Annotated in this window: 24 protein-coding genes and 3 pseudogenes; 12 read left to right on the top strand and 15 right to left on the bottom strand. The window is 57.3% G+C overall.

Features of this window, described 5'->3' with window-relative positions; translation table 11 throughout:
* Nucleotides 1–144: 144 nt before the first annotated feature.
* A complete protein-coding gene (locus Q4Q11_RS09545; RefSeq protein ID WP_498569337.1) occupies nt 145–819 on the bottom strand; it encodes a histidine phosphatase family protein in 675 nt (224 codons plus the stop codon).
* A 645-nt stretch (nt 820–1,464) separates the two neighbouring features.
* On the opposite strand from Q4Q11_RS09545, the gene Q4Q11_RS09540 reads away from it, so the two are divergent.
* Nucleotides 1,465–3,456, top strand: a complete 1,992-nt coding sequence (locus Q4Q11_RS09540) for a methyl-accepting chemotaxis protein (protein WP_498569336.1) — start codon at nt 1,465–1,467, stop codon at nt 3,454–3,456.
* A complete protein-coding gene (locus tag Q4Q11_RS09535) occupies nt 3,456–3,920 on the top strand; it encodes a chemotaxis protein CheW (protein WP_498569335.1) in 465 nt (154 codons plus the stop codon). The genes Q4Q11_RS09540 and Q4Q11_RS09535 overlap by 1 nt, the downstream gene beginning before the upstream one ends.
* A 278-nt stretch (nt 3,921–4,198) precedes the next feature.
* Here the strand turns inward: Q4Q11_RS09535 and Q4Q11_RS09530 are convergent, their stop codons facing one another.
* Both Q4Q11_RS09530 and Q4Q11_RS09525 read right to left on the bottom strand, forming a co-directional pair.
* The gene (locus Q4Q11_RS09530; RefSeq protein ID WP_498569334.1) at nt 4,199–5,227 is read right to left on the bottom strand and encodes a hypothetical protein; all 1,029 of its coding nucleotides are present in this window, start codon (nt 5,225–5,227) and stop codon (nt 4,199–4,201) included.
* 263 nt (nt 5,228–5,490) lie between these two features.
* Entirely contained in the window at nt 5,491–5,805 is a 315-nt protein-coding gene (locus tag Q4Q11_RS09525) for a hypothetical protein (RefSeq protein WP_498569333.1), read from the bottom strand.
* A 220-nt stretch (nt 5,806–6,025) separates the two neighbouring features.
* On the opposite strand from Q4Q11_RS09525, the gene Q4Q11_RS09520 reads away from it, so the two are divergent.
* A complete protein-coding gene (locus tag Q4Q11_RS09520) occupies nt 6,026–6,601 on the top strand; it encodes an HXXEE domain-containing protein (RefSeq protein WP_498569332.1) in 576 nt (191 codons plus the stop codon).
* Between the two features lie 269 nt (nt 6,602–6,870).
* On the opposite strand, the gene Q4Q11_RS09515 is transcribed toward Q4Q11_RS09520, so the two are convergent.
* The 4 genes from Q4Q11_RS09515 to Q4Q11_RS09500 all read right to left on the bottom strand — a co-directional run bounded on the left by Q4Q11_RS09515 (nt 6,871) and on the right by Q4Q11_RS09500 (nt 9,297).
* Entirely contained in the window at nt 6,871–7,530 is a 660-nt protein-coding gene (locus Q4Q11_RS09515; protein ID WP_498569331.1) for an NrsF family protein, read from the bottom strand.
* Nucleotides 7,531–8,082, bottom strand: a complete 552-nt coding sequence (locus tag Q4Q11_RS09510) for a sigma-70 family RNA polymerase sigma factor (RefSeq protein WP_498569330.1) — start codon at nt 8,080–8,082, stop codon at nt 7,531–7,533.
* A gap of 10 nt (nt 8,083–8,092) precedes the next feature.
* Nucleotides 8,093–8,800, bottom strand: a complete 708-nt coding sequence (locus tag Q4Q11_RS09505) for a cytochrome c biogenesis CcdA family protein (protein WP_498569358.1) — start codon at nt 8,798–8,800, stop codon at nt 8,093–8,095.
* A gap of 92 nt (nt 8,801–8,892) precedes the next feature.
* Nucleotides 8,893–9,297: a thioredoxin family protein gene (locus Q4Q11_RS09500; RefSeq protein ID WP_498569329.1), complete on the bottom strand. Its 405-nt coding sequence runs from the start codon at nt 9,295–9,297 to the stop codon at nt 8,893–8,895.
* A 257-nt stretch (nt 9,298–9,554) separates the two neighbouring features.
* Between Q4Q11_RS09500 and Q4Q11_RS09495 the strand changes: the two genes are divergently transcribed.
* The 4 genes from Q4Q11_RS09495 to Q4Q11_RS09480 all read left to right on the top strand — a co-directional run bounded on the left by Q4Q11_RS09495 (nt 9,555) and on the right by Q4Q11_RS09480 (nt 12,140).
* Complete coding sequence (locus Q4Q11_RS09495) at nt 9,555–10,202, top strand: ABC transporter substrate-binding protein (protein WP_498569328.1); 648 nt, start codon at nt 9,555–9,557, stop codon at nt 10,200–10,202.
* 96 nt (nt 10,203–10,298) lie between these two features.
* Nucleotides 10,299–10,559 (top strand): hypothetical protein, encoded by a 261-nt coding sequence (locus Q4Q11_RS09490; RefSeq protein ID WP_498569327.1) that lies wholly within the window; start codon nt 10,299–10,301, stop codon nt 10,557–10,559.
* Nucleotides 10,556–11,287: a molybdate ABC transporter substrate-binding protein gene (locus Q4Q11_RS09485; protein WP_498569326.1), complete on the top strand. Its 732-nt coding sequence runs from the start codon at nt 10,556–10,558 to the stop codon at nt 11,285–11,287. The genes Q4Q11_RS09490 and Q4Q11_RS09485 overlap by 4 nt, the downstream gene beginning before the upstream one ends.
* A gap of 613 nt (nt 11,288–11,900) precedes the next feature.
* Nucleotides 11,901–12,140: a hypothetical protein gene (locus tag Q4Q11_RS09480; RefSeq protein WP_498569325.1), complete on the top strand. Its 240-nt coding sequence runs from the start codon at nt 11,901–11,903 to the stop codon at nt 12,138–12,140.
* 459 nt (nt 12,141–12,599) lie between these two features.
* On the opposite strand, the gene Q4Q11_RS09475 is transcribed toward Q4Q11_RS09480, so the two are convergent.
* Nucleotides 12,600–12,995 carry a DUF1236 domain-containing protein gene (locus Q4Q11_RS09475; protein WP_498569324.1) on the bottom strand — a complete coding sequence of 132 codons (396 nt, stop codon included), beginning with the start codon at nt 12,993–12,995 and terminating at the stop codon, nt 12,600–12,602.
* A gap of 426 nt (nt 12,996–13,421) precedes the next feature.
* Here Q4Q11_RS09475 and Q4Q11_RS09470 point away from each other — a divergent pair, with 426 nt between their 5' ends.
* Together Q4Q11_RS09470 and Q4Q11_RS09465 are read left to right on the top strand one after the other, a co-directional pair.
* Complete coding sequence (locus Q4Q11_RS09470) at nt 13,422–14,513, top strand: helix-turn-helix domain-containing protein (RefSeq protein WP_498569323.1); 1,092 nt, start codon at nt 13,422–13,424, stop codon at nt 14,511–14,513.
* Between the two features lie 34 nt (nt 14,514–14,547).
* A complete protein-coding gene (locus Q4Q11_RS09465; protein ID WP_498569322.1) occupies nt 14,548–15,693 on the top strand; it encodes an acyltransferase family protein in 1,146 nt (381 codons plus the stop codon).
* Between the two features lie 196 nt (nt 15,694–15,889).
* Here the strand turns inward: Q4Q11_RS09465 and Q4Q11_RS09460 are convergent, their stop codons facing one another.
* The 4 genes and pseudogenes from Q4Q11_RS09460 to Q4Q11_RS09445 all read right to left on the bottom strand — a co-directional run bounded on the left by Q4Q11_RS09460 (nt 15,890) and on the right by Q4Q11_RS09445 (nt 17,683).
* A complete protein-coding gene (locus tag Q4Q11_RS09460; protein ID WP_498569357.1) occupies nt 15,890–16,201 on the bottom strand; it encodes a sensor histidine kinase in 312 nt (103 codons plus the stop codon).
* A gap of 94 nt (nt 16,202–16,295) precedes the next feature.
* A pseudogene (locus Q4Q11_RS09455) lies at nt 16,296–16,511 on the bottom strand (IS110 family transposase); the annotation flags it as partial.
* Nucleotides 16,512–16,662: 151 nt separating this feature from the next.
* Nucleotides 16,663–16,935, bottom strand: a pseudogene (locus tag Q4Q11_RS09450) (cupin domain-containing protein); the annotation flags it as partial.
* Between the two features lies 1 nt (nt 16,936).
* Nucleotides 16,937–17,683: an SDR family oxidoreductase gene (locus Q4Q11_RS09445; RefSeq protein ID WP_498569321.1), complete on the bottom strand. Its 747-nt coding sequence runs from the start codon at nt 17,681–17,683 to the stop codon at nt 16,937–16,939.
* A 104-nt stretch (nt 17,684–17,787) separates the two neighbouring features.
* Between Q4Q11_RS09445 and Q4Q11_RS09440 the strand changes: the two genes are divergently transcribed.
* From Q4Q11_RS09440 to Q4Q11_RS09430, 3 genes are all read left to right on the top strand, one after another.
* Nucleotides 17,788–18,699 carry a LysR substrate-binding domain-containing protein gene (locus Q4Q11_RS09440; RefSeq protein ID WP_498569356.1) on the top strand — a complete coding sequence of 304 codons (912 nt, stop codon included), beginning with the start codon at nt 17,788–17,790 and terminating at the stop codon, nt 18,697–18,699.
* Nucleotides 18,700–18,954: 255 nt separating this feature from the next.
* Nucleotides 18,955–19,200 carry a CopG family ribbon-helix-helix protein gene (locus Q4Q11_RS09435; RefSeq protein ID WP_112513262.1) on the top strand — a complete coding sequence of 82 codons (246 nt, stop codon included), beginning with the start codon at nt 18,955–18,957 and terminating at the stop codon, nt 19,198–19,200.
* Nucleotides 19,197–19,487, top strand: a complete 291-nt coding sequence (locus Q4Q11_RS09430; protein WP_112513263.1) for a type II toxin-antitoxin system RelE/ParE family toxin — start codon at nt 19,197–19,199, stop codon at nt 19,485–19,487. Before Q4Q11_RS09435 ends, Q4Q11_RS09430 begins: the two co-directional genes overlap by 4 nt.
* Before the next feature lie 351 nt (nt 19,488–19,838).
* Here Q4Q11_RS09430 and Q4Q11_RS09425 read toward each other — a convergent pair.
* The 3 genes and pseudogenes from Q4Q11_RS09425 to Q4Q11_RS09415 all read right to left on the bottom strand — a co-directional run.
* Nucleotides 19,839–20,021 (bottom strand): annotated as a pseudogene (locus Q4Q11_RS09425) (IS110 family transposase); the annotation flags it as partial.
* Entirely contained in the window at nt 19,943–20,665 is a 723-nt protein-coding gene (locus tag Q4Q11_RS09420) for a trehalase-like domain-containing protein (RefSeq protein ID WP_498569320.1), read from the bottom strand. The gene Q4Q11_RS09420 and the pseudogene Q4Q11_RS09425, both read right to left, overlap by 79 nt.
* Before the next feature lie 161 nt (nt 20,666–20,826).
* The coding region (locus tag Q4Q11_RS09415; RefSeq protein ID WP_498569319.1) for an SDR family oxidoreductase at nt 20,827–21,472 on the bottom strand (646 nt) is incomplete at its 5' end.

The following is a 21,472-nucleotide window of genomic DNA, read 5'->3' as shown; positions in this document are numbered from 1 at the left end:
AATCAGTGGGTGTGGAGTGTCATCAAGCTGCGTCTGCGAAGTCCTCTCTGCCGCCTGCGCGGATGCGCACCAGCCGGAGTGCTCGGCATTCGTCATAGCGGTTGATGGCGGTCCGGCCGGGCCGGTCCTGCTCGGATCTCACCGCTATTTGAGGCAGCCCGCAGCTATATGGTTCGGCTCTGGCTCGCCCCAACTATTGGCCGGGAGGGTTTCAAACGGTGGAACAAAGACCTGCCGCACCATGCGAAACTTTGTCGGCACTGGATTGCCGGGCGCGTAATCGATGATCCAGAAGTAGTCGTAGGTCGCGTCGGGCCATGTGTCGGGCACGTCGGCAATCTGATCGAGATGAAGAAGTTGACGCAGAGTGACCTTCTCTCCCGGGAATTCCTGTTCGAGCTTGGCCTTGGCAATGTGATCATGCTCCCAGATCATCAGCACGATCTTGCCGTCGTAGCGTGGTTCGGTGAGGACATCATGCGCTGCTTGCTGGGTGCGCTGGTTTTCGAGGACTTTTTCCGCGCGGCCTTTGCCGCCCTTGGCCGGAAGGACCGTGTATGCGACGACCGGCATCCCCCAACTCTGCGCTATCGGCGTGCTCGTCTCAATCGGATGCAGGCCGATCGCGAGGATCGCGTCTGGGCCTTTGGTGCCGAAGAGGGGGTGCGCCGCGCCGCGGCCGACATATTGCTCCGTCAGCGCCTGGGAGCGCTGGGTACCCATGTCGCAAATCGCGTAGGGGTCGAGTTTCTCGGCATGACGCGCGATAACAATCTGCGCCGGCTGCGCCAGGGCCGCCCCTTGGAACATCAGCGACATCAGACCGGCTATGAGAAGCTTGGAAAGAAGGCGAATTCGCATGGTCACGCTCGGGCAAAGTTGATCATACCAACTTTACTACAGCACATTCCGATGCGGCTTTGTGACAAAGACGAAGGGGCGGAATTGGGGGGCTCTGATGGGGTGGACGTCCCCCGACGGCATCTGTGTGCCAGAATAGAGACATTGACCACCATTTTGAGGAGGCGTCCACTCCATCAAAGCCACTTTATTCGCCCCTCGTCTTTCTCCGGATAGAACGGTGCGATGTTTTGCACATACGGGGTGAACGGACATACTATATCGCAGCGAATAGCTTTACCCAATGAGTTCGACCAATCCGCCCGAAACGTGATGACAAAAGACTCGACTGATATTCGAGTGCGGCCCTGTCCGATCTGCAGCTCTTACGACGCAGTGAGATCTCGAAAAAATTATTTAACTATACGTGACTAAGTATTATCTCGAAAGAATTCCGGCAAACGGCGCAGATAGCCTGGCCTTACGATTTAAATGATTTGAATCGGAAATATATGGCGCGAACTAACGCAGAGATTGTTTAATCTTTACCAGGTCGCACTCTAATTGTGTTTTCTTGACTTAAAGAGCATCCCGTCGATGTTTACCAATACATTGGAATCTCTAATGATAGGTAGAAAGTTGCTGATATTGACGCTCGTGACGGTTGCGATTGGGGCCGCCGTCGGCATCTACGAGGCGACAAAATTGCGGTCGATAGACAACGCTTACAGCGCTGTGCTCGATGACGACGTGAATGGGTCGCTCAAACTGGCGGAGATCACAGGAACCTCCGATTCCATCGGTCGCGTTCTCTACCGCATGATCGCGGAAACCGACGGCTCGGACATGCAGAAATCCACCGAAGAGCTGACTCAAGTGTTTAACGAAGCCGGCAAACTTATCGAGCAGGGGGCAGTCTATTATCCCGCGCGGAAGGATGACTTTACGATGCTGGCGTCCGATCTCGCCGCGGTGCGAGCAGCGGCGGCGCCGATCGAAAAGGCAGCGCTAGCCGACGACAACGCAACGGCATTGCAGCTCGGCAAGGAGAGCTTCATGCCCGCTCGCCGAAAGTTTGATAGTGATGCCACCAAATTCTATGACTGGGCCAAGGCGGAGCTGAAACGAAAGAACGATGCGGCGAGCGCCGTTGCCGACACGACGATCACCACCGCCTATGTTGTTCTCGGGATTGGCGAATTGTTTGCGCTCTTGCTGAGCGTCTATGTGACCGTCACGCAGGTTGTGCGACCGATGACAAGGCTGACCGACACGATGACGGTGATCGCCGAAGGAAATCTCGCGGTCGATGTTCCCGGTTCCACACGTGGTGACGAACTGGGTGCCATGGCGCGTGCCGTCGAGGTGTTCAAGCAGAACGGTATCAAAGTCCAGGAAATGAACACGCAGGAGGCGGCGTGGCAGGCCAAGAGCGCCGATCTGCAATCAAGCATCGGCGAAGTCGTGTCGGCTGCCGTTAGGGGTGATTTTACTCAACGTATCAGCAAGCATTATGACAACGCCGACCTCGACAGCTTTGCCGCAAGCGTCAACGAGCTCGTGACCTCCGTCGACCGTGGTGTCGCTGAAACCGGCCGGGTTGTCTCAGCACTTGCCGATGGCGATCTGACCGAGAACATGCGCGGCGAGTTCCAGGGTGCCTTCGGCGAGTTGAAGGACAACGTCAACGCGACGATGGCCAATCTTCGCTCCGTTCTCGGTGAGGTTCGATCGGCGATCGACACGATCAATGGCGGCGCGGACGAAATGCGCATCGCTTCCGGTGATCTGTCGAAGCGCACGGAGCAGCAGGCGGCCGCACTTGAGGAGACGTCTTCCGCTCTCGAAGAGATCACTGTCGCGGTGAAAAGTTCGACGGAGCGGGCAACGGAGGCCAGTCACATGGTCGATGAAGCCCGTAGGAGCACCGAGCGGTCGAGTGCCGTCGTCAAGGATGCTGTAGCGGCCATGGGGCGGATCGAGCAGGCTTCGGGCGAGATTGGCCAGATCATCAATGTCATCGATGAGATCGCATTCCAGACGAACCTTCTTGCGCTCAATGCCGGGGTGGAGGCAGCGCGCGCCGGTGATGCGGGCAAGGGCTTTGCCGTCGTCGCCCAGGAGGTACGCGAACTGGCGCAGCGTTCGGCGACTGCCGCCAAGGACATCAAGGCGTTGATCAACCGGTCTGGCGAGGAAGTCGACACTGGCGTCAAGTTGGTGACCGCGACCGGCGAGGCCCTTGGTCTTATCCAGGGCCATGTCGTCAAGGTCAATGAGCACGTACATTCGATCGCCACGGCTGCGAAGGAGCAATCGACAGGCCTGTCGGAAGTCAGCACCGCCGTCAATCAGATGGATCAAACGACGCAGCAGAACGCAGCAATGGTGGAAGAATCGACGGCGGCCACGAACCGGCTTGCCGACGAAGCCGCAAATTTGGCGCAGCTTATCGCTCGCTTCAAGCTCGGTGGTCAGGTCGTTCCGACACACGCTGCTCGGCACGACAGCAGGCCTGTGGCTTCGCCGGCTCGTGCGCTCACTCAGAAACTTGCCGGAGCATTCGGCAGACGCACCACGGCAGTCGCGGCGACGAAGGAATGGGAGGAGTTTTGATGGAATCCTTGCTCAACAACACGACGATGGAAATCATCGCCTTCCATCTCGGCGAGCAGCAGTTCTGCATCAGGACGACCGCGATCCGGGAGATCCGGGGATGGGCGGCGGCAACGCCGCTGCCCCATGCTCCGCCGGATGTTCTTGGTGTGATGAACCTGCGCGGTTTGGTGATCCCGGTCATCGACCTTGCGGCAAAGCTTGGGGTTCGCAGCGCAACCCATACCGATCGCAGTGCCATCGTTGTGGCGGAAATTGGCGACAACATCATCGGTTTGGTCGTCGACCGCGTGTCCGATATCCTTTCCATTGCCAGCGACCAGATTCAGCCCGTGCCCGATCTCGGCAGGACCTTCGATCCGGCGTTTTCTCACGGGATCATCCCTCTCGACCACGGGATGGTTTGTTTCCTCAATCTCGACCACATGTTTGCCAATCTTGACGGGGCAACAGAAGCTGCCTAGCTTCGCCAAGAATGTCGGTTCTGTGAGAAACAGTTCCAGCTACCCCCCTGGAGGCTGGTGGTTCCTTCCGAAATGGTTGCCTGACACGGAAGACCATGATGTCGACCCCTTTAAAACCAAAACTGCCGCGTTGGTACAGGCAGAGCGTCTGGCTGCCCATCAGCCCACAAAATAGCAGCATCAGATCCCACCCGCCGTGGCCCAGGACTGCGCTTACTCTGAATCAGCTAGGTGGCTTAGGAGGAAAGGCATCTCATGCCTCCCAGTCTTTTCGCTAACTACGGTAGGCGCATAGTCGCCGTGAGCTCATTTCGCGCCAGCGCTCGCTTCCAGATCAGGACGTCAAGCTGTGCCTTAATGCCGTCGTGGCCTTTGCCCACCACGGTGGCCACGCGAGCGGCATGATATAGGGCGTCTTTCGCCGTATCTGGACGGCCTAGGCATACCGCATAGGCCGCAAGTTGGCGTAGCGTCTGGAGAGATCCTGCATTTGCGCCATTGATCGTCGCCTGAATTGCCTTTGGCAGAAAGGCTATCGCTTTTTCGCGATCACCCAGTACGATGGCACGCTCGATCAACCTGTCCCAGAGTCGGACGCCGCCACCGGCTAAAACATCGCTGTCGTTTGGGCTAGCATTCCGATGATCCGTCGCGAGCATTACAAACCATACCCAGAAAATCTCGCGATGCTCAGACGGAACCTTGGCTTTGAGTTCGGAGAACATGTCGCCAAGGCCTGCCCAATACGCGGCGTAGGCGAGGTAGTAGTGTTCGGGATAGGAGTTAGGGGGTGAGGATGCGTAGATGTCGTAGCCACGTCGGCAGAGCTCGGCAGCAGCCTGTGTATCGCCGACATGCGAGAGCTGAGAAGACAAAATCGAAAGGCTGTAGATGCGCGGGCTTACAAGCGCCATCAACGTTTCGGAAGCCCTTTTGGCAAGTGTGAGTGCACCGCTCTGATCACCGCCGAGTAAGTGCAAGCCAATAACAGATTGCACCGCATTGACGATGTCGGTCTCGTTGAGGTTCTCGCCGACCAGTGCTTCTTGGATGATTGATTCGGCTGTCTCGAAAGCTGCCTGCGAATTCCCCTCCTGCAACTGTAATGTGGCGATTGTCAGACAGGGGGTGATCTTGCTTTGAAAACGGTGCGTCATGGACGGCAAACGCTGTAGTTCGGCGATATCACCGATCAGTTTGAACAGGCCGCTATTGTATTCGACATGAGTTCCGTGACCCGCGTCAGAAAAATCAATAGCCACCTTTGCAAGTCTAGGCTCGCCGAGCTTGGCCGCAACGGCCGCCACGGCTGATGCATCGAAATTGAATTTTCCAGCCCGCCTGGCGCGCTCCAGCTTGTCGGCAAGTATCTCGAATATGGCTGAGCGCGTCGCATTCGCACGGCGAGGTCCCAGATTGTTTAGAAGGTTAGCAGCACCAGACTTGGCGGGGGAAGTTCAGTTGCCTCCACCGGAATACCCGGTGTCAGACAATACATGTGGCTCAAAATTGCCAGCAGCATTGCAACAATCTCAGGCGAGTCGGCGTCGCTGTCAGGGAGCCCGAGGATCTAGGGAGCCAAGTCGAGGGCTTGGTTGGGATCTGCCAAGGCCATAGGCGCGAGAGAAACTGCGTGCAGATCCGCAATACGATCGCGATAAAAAATCTCGGTCGAGCGGTCATGCGGCGCCGGTAAAGCCTTGTCGATGAGCGCTGGTCTTTCCGGAATATCGAAAGAACAAAACGCGCTCAATAAGCGAGCGATCGCATTCGGTGGTAGCGCCATTGCCTCGCGAGCGAGAATGCTGGCAGCCCGTGCATCCGCATCCCGCCCATCCCGGAGCCGGTTGAAAAATCCAGCAGAAAAGGAAACTTGATCACGCATTTATCCGCCAGGGCGGAAAGAAAAAGCTTCGCCATAACAATCCAGGAAGAGCCACTATGGAGATTGGTTGGAAGGACGTGGTAGCTCAATTCGGGTCGCTACTCCAGTCCGTGCCATGTGCGAAAACTCAATTGTAAATTGGAGCTTCTGGTGCCGAATCGGTCAAACTTTGGCACAAATCGACACTCGCTAGAGAAACCCGAATTCGCAGGAACTTCCCATGTTTGATCGCATCTTCAAAAGCTGGATTTACGGTGGAATGCTGGCCGGTATCCTGATCCTCTGCCTCACACCCCTTATGCTGCGTGGCTGGCCCTGGCCGATGATTGCCATTTTCCTGCAGCTGCCTGTCTACATGCTTCATCAATACGAGGAGCACGACGCCAATCGTTTCGGGCGTTTCGTCAACGACATGCTAGGCAATGGCTGCACACTGCTGTCGTCGGCTGCGATTTTCGTCATCAATGTCCCGGGCGTCTGGGGCATCAATATGATCTCGATCTGGCTGGCGGCAGAATATGGTGCTGGCTTCGGGTTGATCGGCGTCTATCTGACACTGGTCAATTCGGTTGTGCATATCATCTCGGCCATCCGCCTGCGCAGCTATAATCCCGGCCTCGTCAGCGGCATCGTCTTGTTTCTGCCGCTCGGCATCTGGGCTTTGGTCGAGGTCTCATCTGTTTCGGGTGTCAGTTGGCCTCATCATGTGCTCGGCCTCCTCTCGGCGATCCTTGTCCACGTTGCCATCGTCGCCTATGTCTTAGGAAACCGCAGACGTGCCTCTCAGGAAAAATAGATCTGACCATCAAGAACGTTTCCATTGCGAATTGCGGTGAAATAGCCTGCCGGCTTATGTTCGCTCGCTGAAGCGCTGCCACCGATTTTATCCCGCGTACTAAGCGGGGCAGGTTTGCGGGCAGTGCCGAACTGCAAGGCAGTTGCCATGGCTGACAGCGGCGACCATACACAGTACATTGGACGGGCTATCTGCTCCGGCAAGATCTGCGGCAGCCAGCAAAAAGCTACCCAATCCGTTCTCACCTGTTGCGGTGTTGATCCTACTGGTTAGCCTCTGACGGCTCCTGCGATTGCCTTCAGGACTCGTCGCCCGAAAATCGCTTTGAAGATGACGATCAGAGCCGCCGTTCCGAGGTTCCAGATCAGATTCATGATGGTGGCATCGAGGCGATAGAGGAGCGACATCGCCGTCGACGTCATTCCGGCAACGGCCAACCCGGCAACCAAGGTCACGAAAGTCGGACGCAAGCGAACGGCGTGCCGCAACATCACGAATATCGATATCGACAATGGCAAGCTGACGAGAAGGACCGTGGCGAAGCATTGAACAGCAATCCCCATTCGCAATTCGCCGGCGTCGTAGTTCACCCAATTCGTGAGGCAACCATAACCGACGGTTGTCATCCATACCGCGAGCGGTGCAAGGGGCAGCAGCAGCCAGACCCGAGAACGGTCCGGCAGGCTTGCAACCAGGCAACTATGTGCGGCCAGCACACTTGTCAGAAAGGATGCCGTCGTTCCGATGAGGAACAGCGGATTTCGCAGCTGGTTTGCGATGTCCGACCGAAGGCCATGCTCGGCCAACAGCAAAATCAGGACAGCACCGGCAATCAGAAGCCAGTAGACGGTGCGAACCATCGGCCGTTGAATGGCGCGCACCGGCTCGGCCGCGTTGGCCAAGGTCTTGATGAAAGCACTGGTCTCCATCTACTCACCCCCTTCGCCCAAAAGACGCCTGAGCGCTTTGATGCCTCGATGAACGGAGACTTTCAAAGACGCAATCGACATCCCGCTCTCCGCAGCAGCTTCCTTCAGCGATCGCTCCTTCAACCTCAATAGCATGATGGCCTGACGCTGTCCTTCCGGAAGAGCCCGTAGGGCAGCGTTGACGGCGCGGTTATCCAGTGCGTCGTGGCTTTGGGCGCTGGCGGCAATGGATTCGTGCTCGGCGTCCAGCGGAACTTCTCGGGCCACGGCCCGCCCCAGAATTCGCAAGCGGTCCGCAATACGATATCGCGCAATGCCAGCCAGCCAGGGCTTGAATGGGCGTGACGGATCATAGGTTTGTCGTACCTCATGCAACGTAAGCAGCACGTCCTGAACAGTATCTTCCACATCACTCCCATTGGGATGTGCCCGGCTTGCGATGGCCCGCAGATAGGGTGTGACGCCAAGCAGTAGACTTTGATAGGCATCCATATCGCCACCTTGCGCCCGTACCATGAGCACTGACCACTTCTGCGGATCCGTCTCGCGCAACTCATGCACCTCAAAGCCGCGTAGTGAAGTCGGCAAGCCACGCAGGTGAAGCGGCAACAAGTGCAGACTCCAGAACGCGATCGGTACCTGTCAGGATCAGCGCCGCAACTATTACTGCGCTGCCACCGAGTATAAGCTTGCCCGCGTTCCCGGCGCTCATCATTTGGCCCCGCCAGCGCATCATCGCGGTTCGCGATAGCGATCCAATGACAAGCAAAGGGACCGAGGTCCCAAACCCGAATGCAAGCATGATTGCAGTTGCATTTGCCAGGTTTTGACCCCGGGCTGCGAACATGGAAGCAGCACCGAGCGTTGGTCCCACGCAAGGGCTCCAGACGGCGCCCAGTAGCACGCCGACCGCGAACTGCCCTTTAATACTGCCCGGATCCATGCCCGCGATAATGCGACCACCGACGTTGCTGATGCCGCCGGTTGCCAAAGCGAAGCGTTGCTGTAATGCGCCGCTCAGCAGCACAGCGCCCAACGCCGCCAACAGAATAGCCGATATGTTACGGAACACATCGCCGTCGAGACCGATTGCAAAGCCCACCGTGGCAACAAACATCCCGATACTGGCAAAAGACAATGTCAAACCGACAAGCAACGCGGCCACCGCCTGCCGATTTACGGCAAGCGCCGGGCCGAGTACGAGCGGCAGTAAGGGTAGCACGCAGGGAGACAAGGTCGAGATGATGCCGGCAGCAAATCCTAATCCCATACTCGAAAATGATAAGGTCACGCCAATGTCTCCATAGGTCGTTCTTCGTTGAGACGAGTTCTGCTTGCGCAACAAATGTGTCAGCCAGAATGCTAGTCATTCGCTTTTTCGAGGAGCGTCTCGATGGACACGGCGTCAGTATCACCGATTGAGCGAGCCCTTTCGGCGATGCCATGGAAGACGATCAGAGTGCTTTGCTTCTGGGCGCCCACGGCGCGGACGATATCTTTTTGTGTGTCGAAATCGACATTGTAGACGACCAAATTCCTAAATGCAGCTTTGGTTTCCAGCGTATCGAGGATTGGCCTCTGCTTGGCACAATATGGGCACCAAGGTGCCGTAATGTGCACCAGAATTGACTTACCCTCATGCTGAGAGTTCTCAAACGCCTGCTGCGTGAACGGCTGCTCCGTTCCAGCGAATGCGGGGGGAGAACCCAATACGGCAGAAAGGCCTAGCGTCAATACGACTGCTAAGGCAATCTTTGAAAAGCGCATCTTAAATCTCCGGTCAGTTAGCGGCCTCGGCAAACACAGCCTGGCTTCTGATCCAATGTTCGAAACTTTCCGGGAAAAGGTTACAGCCGCTGGCGGGAAATTTTGGAAGCCACTGGAAGTGAGCAGCGATCGACATCGGCATCGAAAAACCCAATGGCGGCTATCAGCTCACTGCGAGAATGAAGACCTCGAAGGCCTGCATCGTTGTATACAGAGGAATATAATGATAGCGATCGGGATCTTCTCAGGAGGATCCCATGTTCAAGCTCCGTCATTTGTTTGCTTTTACAAAAAGCGCTATTATTTTCAGCAGCTTGTTATTTTCCGCTCCCGCGTGGGCTGACCGTGTCGTAACCGATCAGATCGGCCGGCAGGTGCATATTCCCGATGCCGTCAACCGCGTCATCGTCCTGCAGCATCAGACGCTGAATATCGTCGTCCAGCTCGATGCGATGGACAAGGTGGTTGGCGTTCTCGACGAGTGGAAGAAGCAGCTCGGCGCCAATTATGTGCGGCCTGCGCCGCAGCTGCCCAATCTGCCGATGCCGGGCGGCCTGACCAAGGTGAACATCGAGGAGATTCTGAAGCTGAAGCCGGACGTGGTCTTCGTGGCCAATTATGCGCCGGCCGACATGGTGAAGCAGATCGAGGATGTCGGCCTTTCCGTCGTGGCGATCTCGTTGCTCGACGTGCCACCGGTAGAGGCCGTCAAGCTCAACCCTTCCGTCAAGGACGAGCCTGCCGCGATCGACGCCGGCTTTGCGACCGGCGTGCGCCTCATCGCCGATGTGCTCGGGCGCAAGGAGCAGGGCGAGGCGATGATTGCGGCGACCAAGAAGACCCGCAGGCTCGTTGCCGATCGCCTTGCTGACCTCCAAGAAGACAAGCGCGTGCCGGTCTGCTGATCGCGCGGGCGTTGGCCGGCGAGAACGCCGTGCTGCTGCTTGACGAACCGGCCTCGGCGCTTGATCTCAAGAACCAGGATATTGTTCTGTCGCTGCTTGCAACCCTTGCCGCGGCTGGCGATTGCCTTCACCACACATCAGCCGAACCATGCGGTCGCCATCGCCGACAAGGTGCTGCTCATGCTCGGCCTCGCGAGGGCCGCCTTCGGCGCCATTGATGATGTGATGACGGAAGAAAATCTCGAAGCGCTCTATGGCCTTCCGGTTCGCTCGGCGACGCTCGGCAGTGGCGAGCTTGTGGAGACCGCGTTCGTGCCACTGTTCCGGCAAAGAGACAGGAAAGGAAATCGCCCGTGAGCAATGCAGTTCAAGTCTTGGCGGCCGGCAGTCTGCGTCATGCCTTTCCGGCGATCATCGATGCTTTTGGCCATGAATTTGGTATTGGCATTTCGCTGACGCTCGGACCTGCGGGATTGTTGCGCGAAACGATCGAAGCAGGCGCCAGGTTCGATCTCTTTGCCTCCGCCAACATGGCGCATCCGCGGCGGCTTGTTTCTATGGGTCTTGCGGAAGATGCGGTCTGTTTTGCCCGCAATCGGCTCTGCGTGCTCTCGCGCGCCGATCTTGGTTTGACGATGGAAAACTTTCTCGCGGTGCTGTCCGATCCGACCGTGAAGATCGGCACGTCCACACCGGGCGACGATCCGGGCGGCGACTATGCGTTCGAAGTGTTTGATCGCATCGAGGCGGTGCATCCGGGCAAGGGAGCGGCGATCAAATCCCGAACTCGCCTGCTGGTGGGTGGTCGCAACTCACCACCGACGCCCGCCGGTACGGGCGCCGGCCATCTGATAACCACCGGAGAAGCCGACCTGATGATGAGCTATTATTCGAATGCGCGCTTTCTGGAATCGGACTCCTCATTCAGAATCGTTGAGCTTCCGAGGGAATTTTCGCCCGAAGTTGAATACGGTATGGCTGTTCGCACGGATGCCGATGAACATACGAAGAATCTATGGGATTTTCTATTATCGACGTTCGCGCAGCAAATCCTACAAATGGCCGCATTCCGTCCAATCCTCTGACCTTTTCGTGGCTTGGCGATCGGGTCCAAAGGAGTAAGCGTTCAGGCCTTTTGATCATCAGAGCTCTACTTTCCACGAATGCCAGATCTTCGTCCGATCTACCGCGGCGCACGGTCGCCAACCAGATCGCGGCCAATCTTCCAAAGATTTGACATCGAAAGCAGTACTCTTGCAGGCGCTCGTAATCTCTTGTGAATTTTGGTGAGGTCTGCTCTGAGGTGTCTGGAGACGTAAGCCGGCTGGCATGGCCGCTCCCGTCACGCCCTTGCACTCGAGCGCGACGAGCGGCTGCGCAGTCTCTATCCTATCGGGAGACGAATTGTCTCGCTTTTCTTGAAAACCAGTGCTTGTGTCGACGACATGACGAGATCATTACTGACACAAGTCAATATCGCATCCGGAATAGTGCCTCGGTGCTGTTAGATGACTTCTTCATTCAGACTGGGCCCGCTCATTGAACTCCACTCGCCACCGAGAAGAGACGCCAGATTGAAGATAAAGGTGCGCGAACGGCGATCAGGGTTTTATCGTTCCTCGTTGACGTGGACATACTTCACCACAATAAGGCCAGGCCCGAGAAACGTGGTAAGCGTGAGCCAATCATAACTGGAGCATGAGAGTGATCGAACCGACCGTAGCAGACGCAGTCAACCGCATTTATGAATCTCTTCAGGCGGAAAATGCCTACATCGACTTGCATATCGCGACGCTCAAGACAGCCTTGGCGCAGGCGGGTTTGAAGGAGGCCGTATTCGATCCGGCCAGACTCGCGCATAATAACCGTTCCGGCAGAAAACTTATGCAGGCCTACTTTCGACAACGCGGCGTGACGGTGAAATTCGCCGCGTCGTGATGCGGGCGGATCTCGACGACCATGTTCGCATTTCTGTTTTGTAGCCTGGGCTGACTGCTATCTGAGAGCCCCATATGGGTACGGCATAAGTGGGACTGGTCAACCGTGAGCTTATTTAAGAGGAGATCGGAAAGATAGGCCGTCAACAAATAGCCGGCGCCGAAATCGGGCTCAAGGTCCTGCCGATTGGGCGGGAACCCACACTCGAGCCGGCGCTTGGTGACCTGATGACAGCGCTAGGGTGGCGACAATCGCAATCATCGCAACCAGGATGACGACGATGGGAAGGGCTGTGCCAGACGGCTTGTTTTTATGGAAGATCATTGATTGCTCCTGGGGATCGGCGGTGCGCATGGCCCGCCAGGGAACGTCGATTTCGGCACGGCATGCCACCCGCATTCCCATGCGGCGCATGCATGTCCTATGGTTGGAAAGAGGACGGCTGCCGCCGCCGGTCGGTTACCGGATGACCTGGATGACCTTCCGCGAGGAAGGTTCGACGATAACACGCTGGTCGTTGACGATTGCATACGCATACTTCGGATCGTCGGGAACCGGCGTTACGACGACGGTTTCCGGAAGGGACTGCCCGACAACCACCTTTTCCTTCACCACGACTCGTGTGGTCGGGGCGGGAGCCTGCCGAACATAGGTCACCACTTTTTGCGGCGGCGGATCGATCGCGGCGCCGATGGCTGCGCCGGCAACACCACCGACAGCTGCGCCAGCTGGGCCGCCGACGATCGCTCCGGTGGCTGCGCCACCGGCCGCACCGTTAACCGTCGAGGATTGGGCAAAGGCAGATGTCGATGCCAGCAGGATACCCGTGGCAACGCCTACAACTTTGATATTCATATTTTTTCTCCTGTTCTGCGATTGGATACGCTGGAGAATTAACCGTCGGATGGACCTAGAGTTCCCGGCTAAGACTTCGTGCCCCCGAACCGTCAGACCTTAGTCCTAGCCCGATTGAATTGACCTCTCCCGCTATGACGAACGCGGCTCAGAATCGGCTCTCGACCTTCAGGGGGCCGACAATTGAATGTGCGCCGGTGCAAATAGCCAAAGCGCTGTCAATTTTCGTCACCTGCGCCCTCGGCTTTGAGGACCGCGGTAGGTGACGAGATCGTCTCTTGAAGCTGCAGATCGCACTTTCGATATCGTCCGCAGGGGAGTATCAGTGCGGCAAAAATGCCTCAGCGATGTTCCATGGACCCGCAATGTCTCTAGGGCTTGCATCAGGTTATTTTTCGAGCCAGATAAAGCATTGGAGGTACGCGAATGCTGCTCGAAACCGGGGTCCGAGGTGGTGCATTGGCGCTGCTCGGTCTACTTGCGATCATCGGTCTTCCTGGCACGCTCCGATCACCGATTGGTCGCGCCTCCCTGCTATTCGACCTATGCGCAATAGCGTTTCTTATTGAAACGGCTCCCACAATACACGAGGGACTCGTCTGGTGGATCGTCCCGCTGCGGATTCTTAGCAACTCAATCGCCGGCATTTTCGTTGCGTGGGCCGAGACCGTCTTCGGTGATGCTTCTGCGTCGACGCCATGGAGGTGGGCGGTCTTCGTTGCTTTCCTGCCGCTCGCAGGCGTGGCAACCTTATCCGGCTCAAACTTGGCGTGGAATACGACGCATGCTGCAACGCTAATCGTGGTAGGGGTCGAAACTGCTCGGGTACTTGCAGGACGCAAAGCAGATCTGGTTGAGGGACGACGGCGCTTTAGGATCATTTTTACGTGCGCCGTGGGTCTGGTAATCCTGGCAACAACCATGCTCGATGCAGCAGGTGTGAGCTGGCTGCCCGGTCTCTCGGCCGTGCTGGGCTTGGTGATAGTCGCCGCTTTGATGCGTCTGCGTGCCGTGATGCCTGAGCCAACGCTTGAACCGGTGCCAGCCGCGCGAAGTGGCCCTGATATATACACCGCGGCAACGGAACTGAGTACTGAGGAGCGCCAATTGGCGGAGCGGCTGCGGTGGGCGATGGAGCAAGACCGGGCTTATCGAGACTCGAACCTCTCGGTGGATCGACTGGCCGAGCAGTTGGGAGTTCCAGAATATCGTCTCCGGAGAATGATCAACCAGCGCCTCGGCTATAGGAATTTCACTGATTTTGTGAACGAGCACAGGTTGAAAGAGGCGCGGGAGGCGCTGTCCGATCCCGCACAATCGCGCGTCGCAGTCCTCACGATCGCCCTTGATGCCGGTTGGGGATCGATCGGTCCGTTTAATCGCGCCTTCAAGCGCCAAACCGGCCAAACGCCCACTGAATTCCGCCGTCGCGCACTGGCCGATTTCGCAATCGGCCATGTTTTGCGAGATTCAGCCAGGGCGGATGCGACTTCTGGCAAGACGCCGACCTCGGCATGAGGCCTGATCCGGGCGTAAAACCGGAGGACAAGTCATGCCTGGTGAGAGGCCGAGCCATCGCCTTTTATATATAGACAATCTGCGTTGGTCAGCGATCAGCATGGTCGTCGTCATGCACGCGGCCGTGACCTACTCGCCATTTGGCGCATGGTACTACCGTGAACATCCCGAACTGAGTATCCAAGCGAAGATTGCCTTTGCTACCTATCAATCCTTCCAGCACGCGGTGGCAATGGGTTTGCTTTTCGGCATTGCAGGCTTCTTTTCGGCCGGTGCCGTTGCGCGCAATGGCGTCCAAAGCTTCATCCGCGAGCGGCTACGGAGACTTGGCCTGCCATTGTTGCTCTATATGAGCTTGATCGGTCCGCTGACCGAATACTTCGTCGCAGGGTCGTGGCGGTCGAATCCGCCGCGCACCTTCGCCCAGGACTGGTGGCTGCACTTCCGTTCAGGGGAACTACTCGACGGCTCGGGACCTCTATGGTTCTGCCGTGTACTTCTCCTATTCTCGGCCATCTACGCAGTTGTCTGCCAGGCGCGCCCGATAGAATTCGCTCCCAGTCATCCGCCTTCGACGGGAACCGTGTTAGGTTACGCCACCGTGATCGCCATCGTGACCTTTGTCGTCGGCGCTATCTTTCCGAACGCGACGACTGTTCTCAACATCGATGTACACGACTTCCCGCAATACCCGCTAATGTATGCCGCCGGAATTGCCGCATGGGAAGGTGACTGGTTGCGCCGGATATCATCGCGTGTCGGACGGCGTTGGTTGTGGAGCGGCCTTTGGGTCGGTGGTGCATTGTGGATCGTGCTGATCGCTGTAGGGGGTGCCATGAGCGGCGACGTGTCTCCCTACGGCGGCGGTTGGAACTGGCAGGCTGCCGGCATGGATACGTGGCGTTCATTCACATGTCTTGCGCTTTCGTTGGGGGCCATCGTCCTGTACCGAGACCGCTTTGACAGCCAAGGACGCGTCGCGCGCTTCCTCACGCGCAATGCGTTTGGTGTCTATGTCTTGCATGCGCCAATCTTGGTAGCGATTACACGGTTGCTGCACTTTTTACCTGCTTCCATTGGCGTCAAATTCGCCCTCGCTAGTCTGGGCGGCATCGTGGCAAGCTTTCTCATTGTCGGCTTCGTGGCCCAACGAACGCCTGGTTTGCGCGCAGTTCTCTGAACTCGGCTATGGACTATTCGCGACCGGGCCAAGCCGGCGGCGGGTCCAGTCCTGTCCGTTATCCCCGTCAAAAAGGGAAGTAAGATCAGATCATTAGCGACCCTCGACGAACTGTGCCGAGTTGATGAAACGATCGGGCGCATGAATTCCAGCTACGAAACCGGAATCTCGCATCATGCGCCTTCGACATTGGTGATTATATTGCAAGCCGAACACGGGTGCCAATATCCGCCGTCGTGATTTCTAAACCCATGCCATGTAGTCTCGCGATTGCTCTCAAGCCCAGACCATTGCCGGGGGCATGCCGGCTTTTTTCAGCCCTGTAGAAGCGACGCAGCACGGCCTCGGCATCTTCCGTGCGGATTCCTATACCGGTGTCCTCGACCGTTATTGTCGCAATGCGTCCACCTTCGACCTCCACGATCGCTCGGCCCTCCCTCGGCGTGAACTTAATTGTTGATTTCCGTGATGATTTAATCCGTTTTTGCGTTTGGCCAAGGTCCAGCAAAAGCTTAGAATAAATCAATTATTTCAAATGGTTGAATTTTCCAAGCCGGTCAGCGCAAAATGAAAATGCGGATCAAAATCTCGCGCAACTCAACAGGCAGTCCTTCCGCAGTCAGTGCATGATAGAACCACGTCGAGAGTGGCCCAGTCTCGAAGACGATGCGTTTGACGTTTGGGGCATGCTTGCGGATCATCTGCGCCAGAACATGCGGATCTGAGGGCCCTTTTCCTCGCCAGATCCGCTTGCCATCTTCTCGAATGGCGATCGCAGTATCTTTCAACGAAACGTCGAGTCCCATATATTGGTCCATGGTTGCCTCCCATTTGGTGCTTGGGCCCGGTTCGAATCGTGAGCCCGTACTTCCATCTTATCGGGGGCAACCAGCCAAATCCGCCATCATCCAGAAGCATGGCCGCAGGGGATCGCACCGCGATTACCCCATGTATTGCTCCGGTACTGACACCGGGAGGGTTGCGCACGTAAGTGCCGGCGGGATAGTCGCCGCTTTCGTCCTGGAAGACGCCGTCGAGCACGAGGAACTCCTCGCCGCCCGGATGTTGATGATGGGCGAAGGTGCTTTCCGGCGCGTAGCGGACGATGGATGTCGCGCGAGCCTTCTCGTCCCCGACCCTGAACAACATCCGTCTGTCGACGCCCTTCGCCGGACTTGGAACCCATTCGAGTCTGGCAGCGTGAACGAGCGCGCGGCTGGTAAGGTCTTCGTTGATCAGCATGTCAAAGCTCCGACCTGCCGCCGTCGATTACCATCTCAGCGCCAAGCATGTAGCTCGATGCGTCACTGGCCAGAAAGAGGACGGCTGCTGCGATCTCTTCCGGTCTGCCCATTCTCCCAAGCGGAACCTGCGTGCCGACACGTTCGGCATATGCGCGGAATTCCTCCTCGGTCTGATCCTTGCCGCGGTGGATCGGCGTCTCGATCGATCCGGGGCTAACAGCATTCACCCTGATGCGCCGGTCGAGAAGTTCCGCCGACATCGTTCTCGCAAACGAGCGCACCGCGGCCTTTGACGCAGACAGAATGGCACGGCCGGGCGTTCCGACCTGGTTGAGCCAGGAGGTGTTCAGAATGACCGAGGCGTCGTCGCGCAGTAGGGGGAGCACCGCCTGCACGGTGAAGAACACGCCCTTGACATTGGCATCCATGATCCTGTGGTAGGTCGCCTCGTCGGTCGTCGCCAGCGGCGTGCCCATCGCAACGCCCGCGTTCGCGAACACGATGTCGAGCGAGCCGAAGGCGCTCTCGAGCTTCGTTCTCATGACGGCAAGATCCTCCACCGACGTGATGTCCGCCACGACCGGAAGTACATCGCCGCCGATTTCCGCGGCAGCCTTCGCGAGCTTCTCCTCCGAGCGCCCGGTGATGGCAACGCGGGCGCCGCTCTCCTGCAGAGTCCGCGCTGCGGCGAGCCCGATCCCGCTCGATCCACCGGTAACCAGCGCCGTCTTTCCTTCAAGAGCCATTTGTCTTTCCTCGTGTCCGGTCGTCCATCCCTAGACCCCAGCGTTTGCATTCACGAGGAAAAGACGCCATATCGGTAAGAAAGAAAATCTTTGTCGTGACCGATATGAGAAACCTGACAAGACTGAAATCGCTACAAGCGTTGGAAGCGTCGGCAAGGCACGGAAGCTTCGTCGGCGCGTCCGCCGAACTTGACGTGACGCCGCCCGCTGTCGGGCAGCTTGTGCGCTCGCTCGAAGACTGGGTTGGCTACCCTCTGTTCAAGAGGAGCCGTTCAGGAGCCGAACGTCTGACGCCGGTCGAAGAGGCACGGGAGGCTCTTGAGGACATCGCGCAAGGACTGGATCTCCTCGAGTCTGGTCTTCACAAGCTGCGTGGTCGCAAGGCGCGTTCTGTGATCGTGGTGACGGCGTCGCAGGCGCTTGTTGCCAACTGGCTCATATCGCGCCTGGAGGACTTCTCTTCGAAATATCCGAACATTGATGTCAGGCTTGATGTCTCCGACCGCGTGATCGATCTGTCGCAGGGCGAGGCGGATATCGGGATCCGGTGCGGGTTGGGCACGTGGAAGGGCGTGAAGTCAACCTATCTCATGGGCGAAGAGATCATCGCCGTCTGCCACAACAAGCTGCTGCCGATCGACCGCGACGTCACGGCCGGCTGGATCGCAGAGCAGACCCTCATCCATGACGGCACGCCGCATCCTGGTGGCGACTTCCCCACCTGGAGCGAATGGCTGGCGCGCGCCGGCGCGAACCAGACCCCGCTCGACGGTGGGCTGAAGATCAACTCCACGGCGGCCGTGATCAATGGGGCGGTCGCGGCACGTGGCGTTGCGCTGGTCCGCAAGGCTCTCGTGGCGCAGGAGATCGAGGGCGGCCGTCTCGTGCACCTGATGCCGGAGGTCCGGTGGCCGGTCAAATGGGCCTATTATGTGGTTGCGTCGCCCAAAGCGTTGCTGCGCTCCGAGGTCAACACTTTCCACGATTGGTTGGCCTCTGGAGTCGCGTCCGTCTAGCGGTCGTCGCGACGGCGGTAAAGGGAACGTGCTCCAGCCTCACGCAATAAAGGACCGACTGAAAGCAGTATCGCGGCGCGGAAAATATGGCTGCTTTCAGATGTTTAGTTTGGTCCGTGAGCGTAATCCACCGGTTCGAATTAGTTCAAGAGCATAGCCATCTGTGGCTTGATGAAAAGTTCCTTAGTGGCCTGAACCTTGATGAACTATAGTGGTTCACCTATAATCATTGTGAACTATGGAAGGTTTGGTGTCATGACTGCATTCACCGTGCGTGTTTCGGACGAAACGGCTAGCAAACTCGACCAGATCGCGGAAAAGCTTGATCGCTCGCGCTCTTATATGGCAGCCCAAGCGATCGAGGATTATGTCGCTCGCGAAGAGTGGCAAATTGTTGAAATCGAGGCTGGGTTGGTTGAAGCCAGCCGAGGCGAATTCGCCAGCGACGGCGAGGTGGCGAAAGTCATTGGAAAGTACATCAAGTCTGCTCGTCAATCATGAGCGAAAAGCGTATCCGCTGGACAAAGAGAGCATTGCGGCGGCTTGATGGGATCGGCGCGCATATCCAGAAGGATAATCCGGATGCTGCTGCACGGGTCATCGAGCGAATCGTGTCGGCGGTAGACATGCTTGCGGAGTTTCCCGCAACAGGTCGCGTTGGCCGCATCAATGGCACCCGCGAACTGGTGCTGCCGGATATTCCCTACATCATTCCTTACCGTGTCGAGCAAGACGTAGAGATTCTCACGGTCATGCATGCTCATCAGCGATGGCCATCAGGGTTTTAGATTTTTACCTTGAGTTTCCGCCTGATGCGAGCGATGTCGATTCCCTTCACATCAGGCTTTTTGTCAATTGTTCATTCGAGTGGCATCGAATTTCTCCTAGGTAAACGGATCCACGGTCTGAGCCCATAGCAATTACCGGCCCGGTTTTCGCGCCTGTACAACCTCACATCCGGTCGCCGCACTTTGGCGGCAGGCACCAATTTCCCGCTTTCGCGGGCGCGTGCTCAGGAGAACGGGACCAAACTCAAGACCGGCGGTTGAAGCCAAAAGGAATCCCGGTCCGTTCACCTGGATCCGTCAGGGCAATCACTCCCTGAGGATTAAAATTTGCTTTTCGCAGACGCTCGCGCTTCAGGCGTTCTTCATGATTGCGCCTTCGATCACGACGCCGGAACTGACATACTTCCAGAGTGCGACCAGCAATTTTCGGGCCAGTGCCACAATCATCGGCTTCTTCAGACGACCGCTGTTTTGAGCAATGCGCTCCTTGAACCAACAAGTGAGTGCCGACTTCGGTTGGTGCCGCAACCATAGGATATCCTCGACCACTCCCTCCAATATCTCATGGTTTCGGAAAATGCTTTGTCGATATCCAGACGATCTGGAACCGGGTCGACGCTGTTGAACCAGGTCATAGTTAGCGCTTTTCGTTCACCCGCTTCGACGCAAAAGCGGCTTTCATATGCCCGCGGGCCTGTCTCGATCGGAGTATCAAAACGAAGAGCAAGTCCGTTCGGCCCGGCAATAGCAACAATCTCCCCATCGGATGCGCTGACTGTTAGCGGATGGGTTCTGCCGCCGTCGAAGCGTGGCGCAAGACGCGAAATGAGTTCAACCCGTCCACGCCGCCCCTCGACAATTCTCACAATGTCCGGGGCCTGTTCACGCTTGAGTGGCATAAAATCTATGACGGCGACTTCTCCTTTCCGTGTCCGATAAACTGTCTCAAGGATCATACTTTCGCCCAAGTAAGCCCGTGTCCACGATAAGATCTCATCGGATGGTCGTAACCACCATCCTCCATTTTCGTCATCGCCGAGCAGAGCCGCCAGGCAGGGGGCGCTGTCGAATCTCGGCAAGCACAGCCAGTCGATCGTACCGTCCTCATAGATGAGCGCGGCACTTTTCGCGTCCGACAACATCGCATGACCTTCAAGCGTCTCGGGTTTCCAACCCATTCGCGCTGTTCCATCGTCATTTTGGCGTATTCGGGGGGCCGCTTCGAGGCTGCCATATGATTAGCATCTTCATGTTCAAATGATTTGTCGTTCATAGCGAGCCATTGATCCGCCGCGAGTCCCGGGATCTGTCACGCATTTTCCGGGGTTTCTATCATCCCTCACTTTTTTGAAATGGACGCCAGTCCAACTGCAAATGCCAGTCCTGCGAACAACCATTTGCGATGCATTGTTGTGAAGAGCTGCGGGCTGAACGAACGTGCGACCGCATCGAAGCGGCCATGTGCACCGTGGTCGCCGGCTACCGGTGTCCAGAGATTGTCACGCCGGTCGATTTCAACGGGCTGGCGATCCTGCTGTCCTTTGAACGCAGTCCAACCGAGATAACGGTCAAGAAGAGGAGAGGCGATCCGGTCACCCCAAATGGCCTTTATGGTCGGAAGGCCGACCATGATTTGCTTACGCTTGGCGTGAGCAGCAAAGTAGATCGCTTCGGCTGCAACCTCGGGCTGATAGGGCGGACTTGCAGGCTTCGGCTTCATTGCGAGATTGGTCTTGATCCAGTCAAACTGCGGTGTGTTGACGCCGGGCAATTGAACCATGGCAATATTGATCCTGCTTCCAAGGTGCGACAGTTCGGACCGGACGGAATCCTGAAATCCCTGGATCGCATGTTTGGCACCGCAATAGGCAGACTGGAGTGGAATACCGCGATAGGCGAGAGCGGAGCCAGTAAGAACGATGGAGCCGCGATTGCGAGGCAGCATCCTTTTCAGTGCCGCACGCGTGCCGTTGACCTGTCCGAGA

The sequence above is a fragment of the Rhizobium sp. UFLA01-1127 genome (assembly GCF_059803845.1).
Note: the sequence above shows the minus strand (reverse complement) of the source record. Positions and strands in the feature narration are given on the sequence as shown.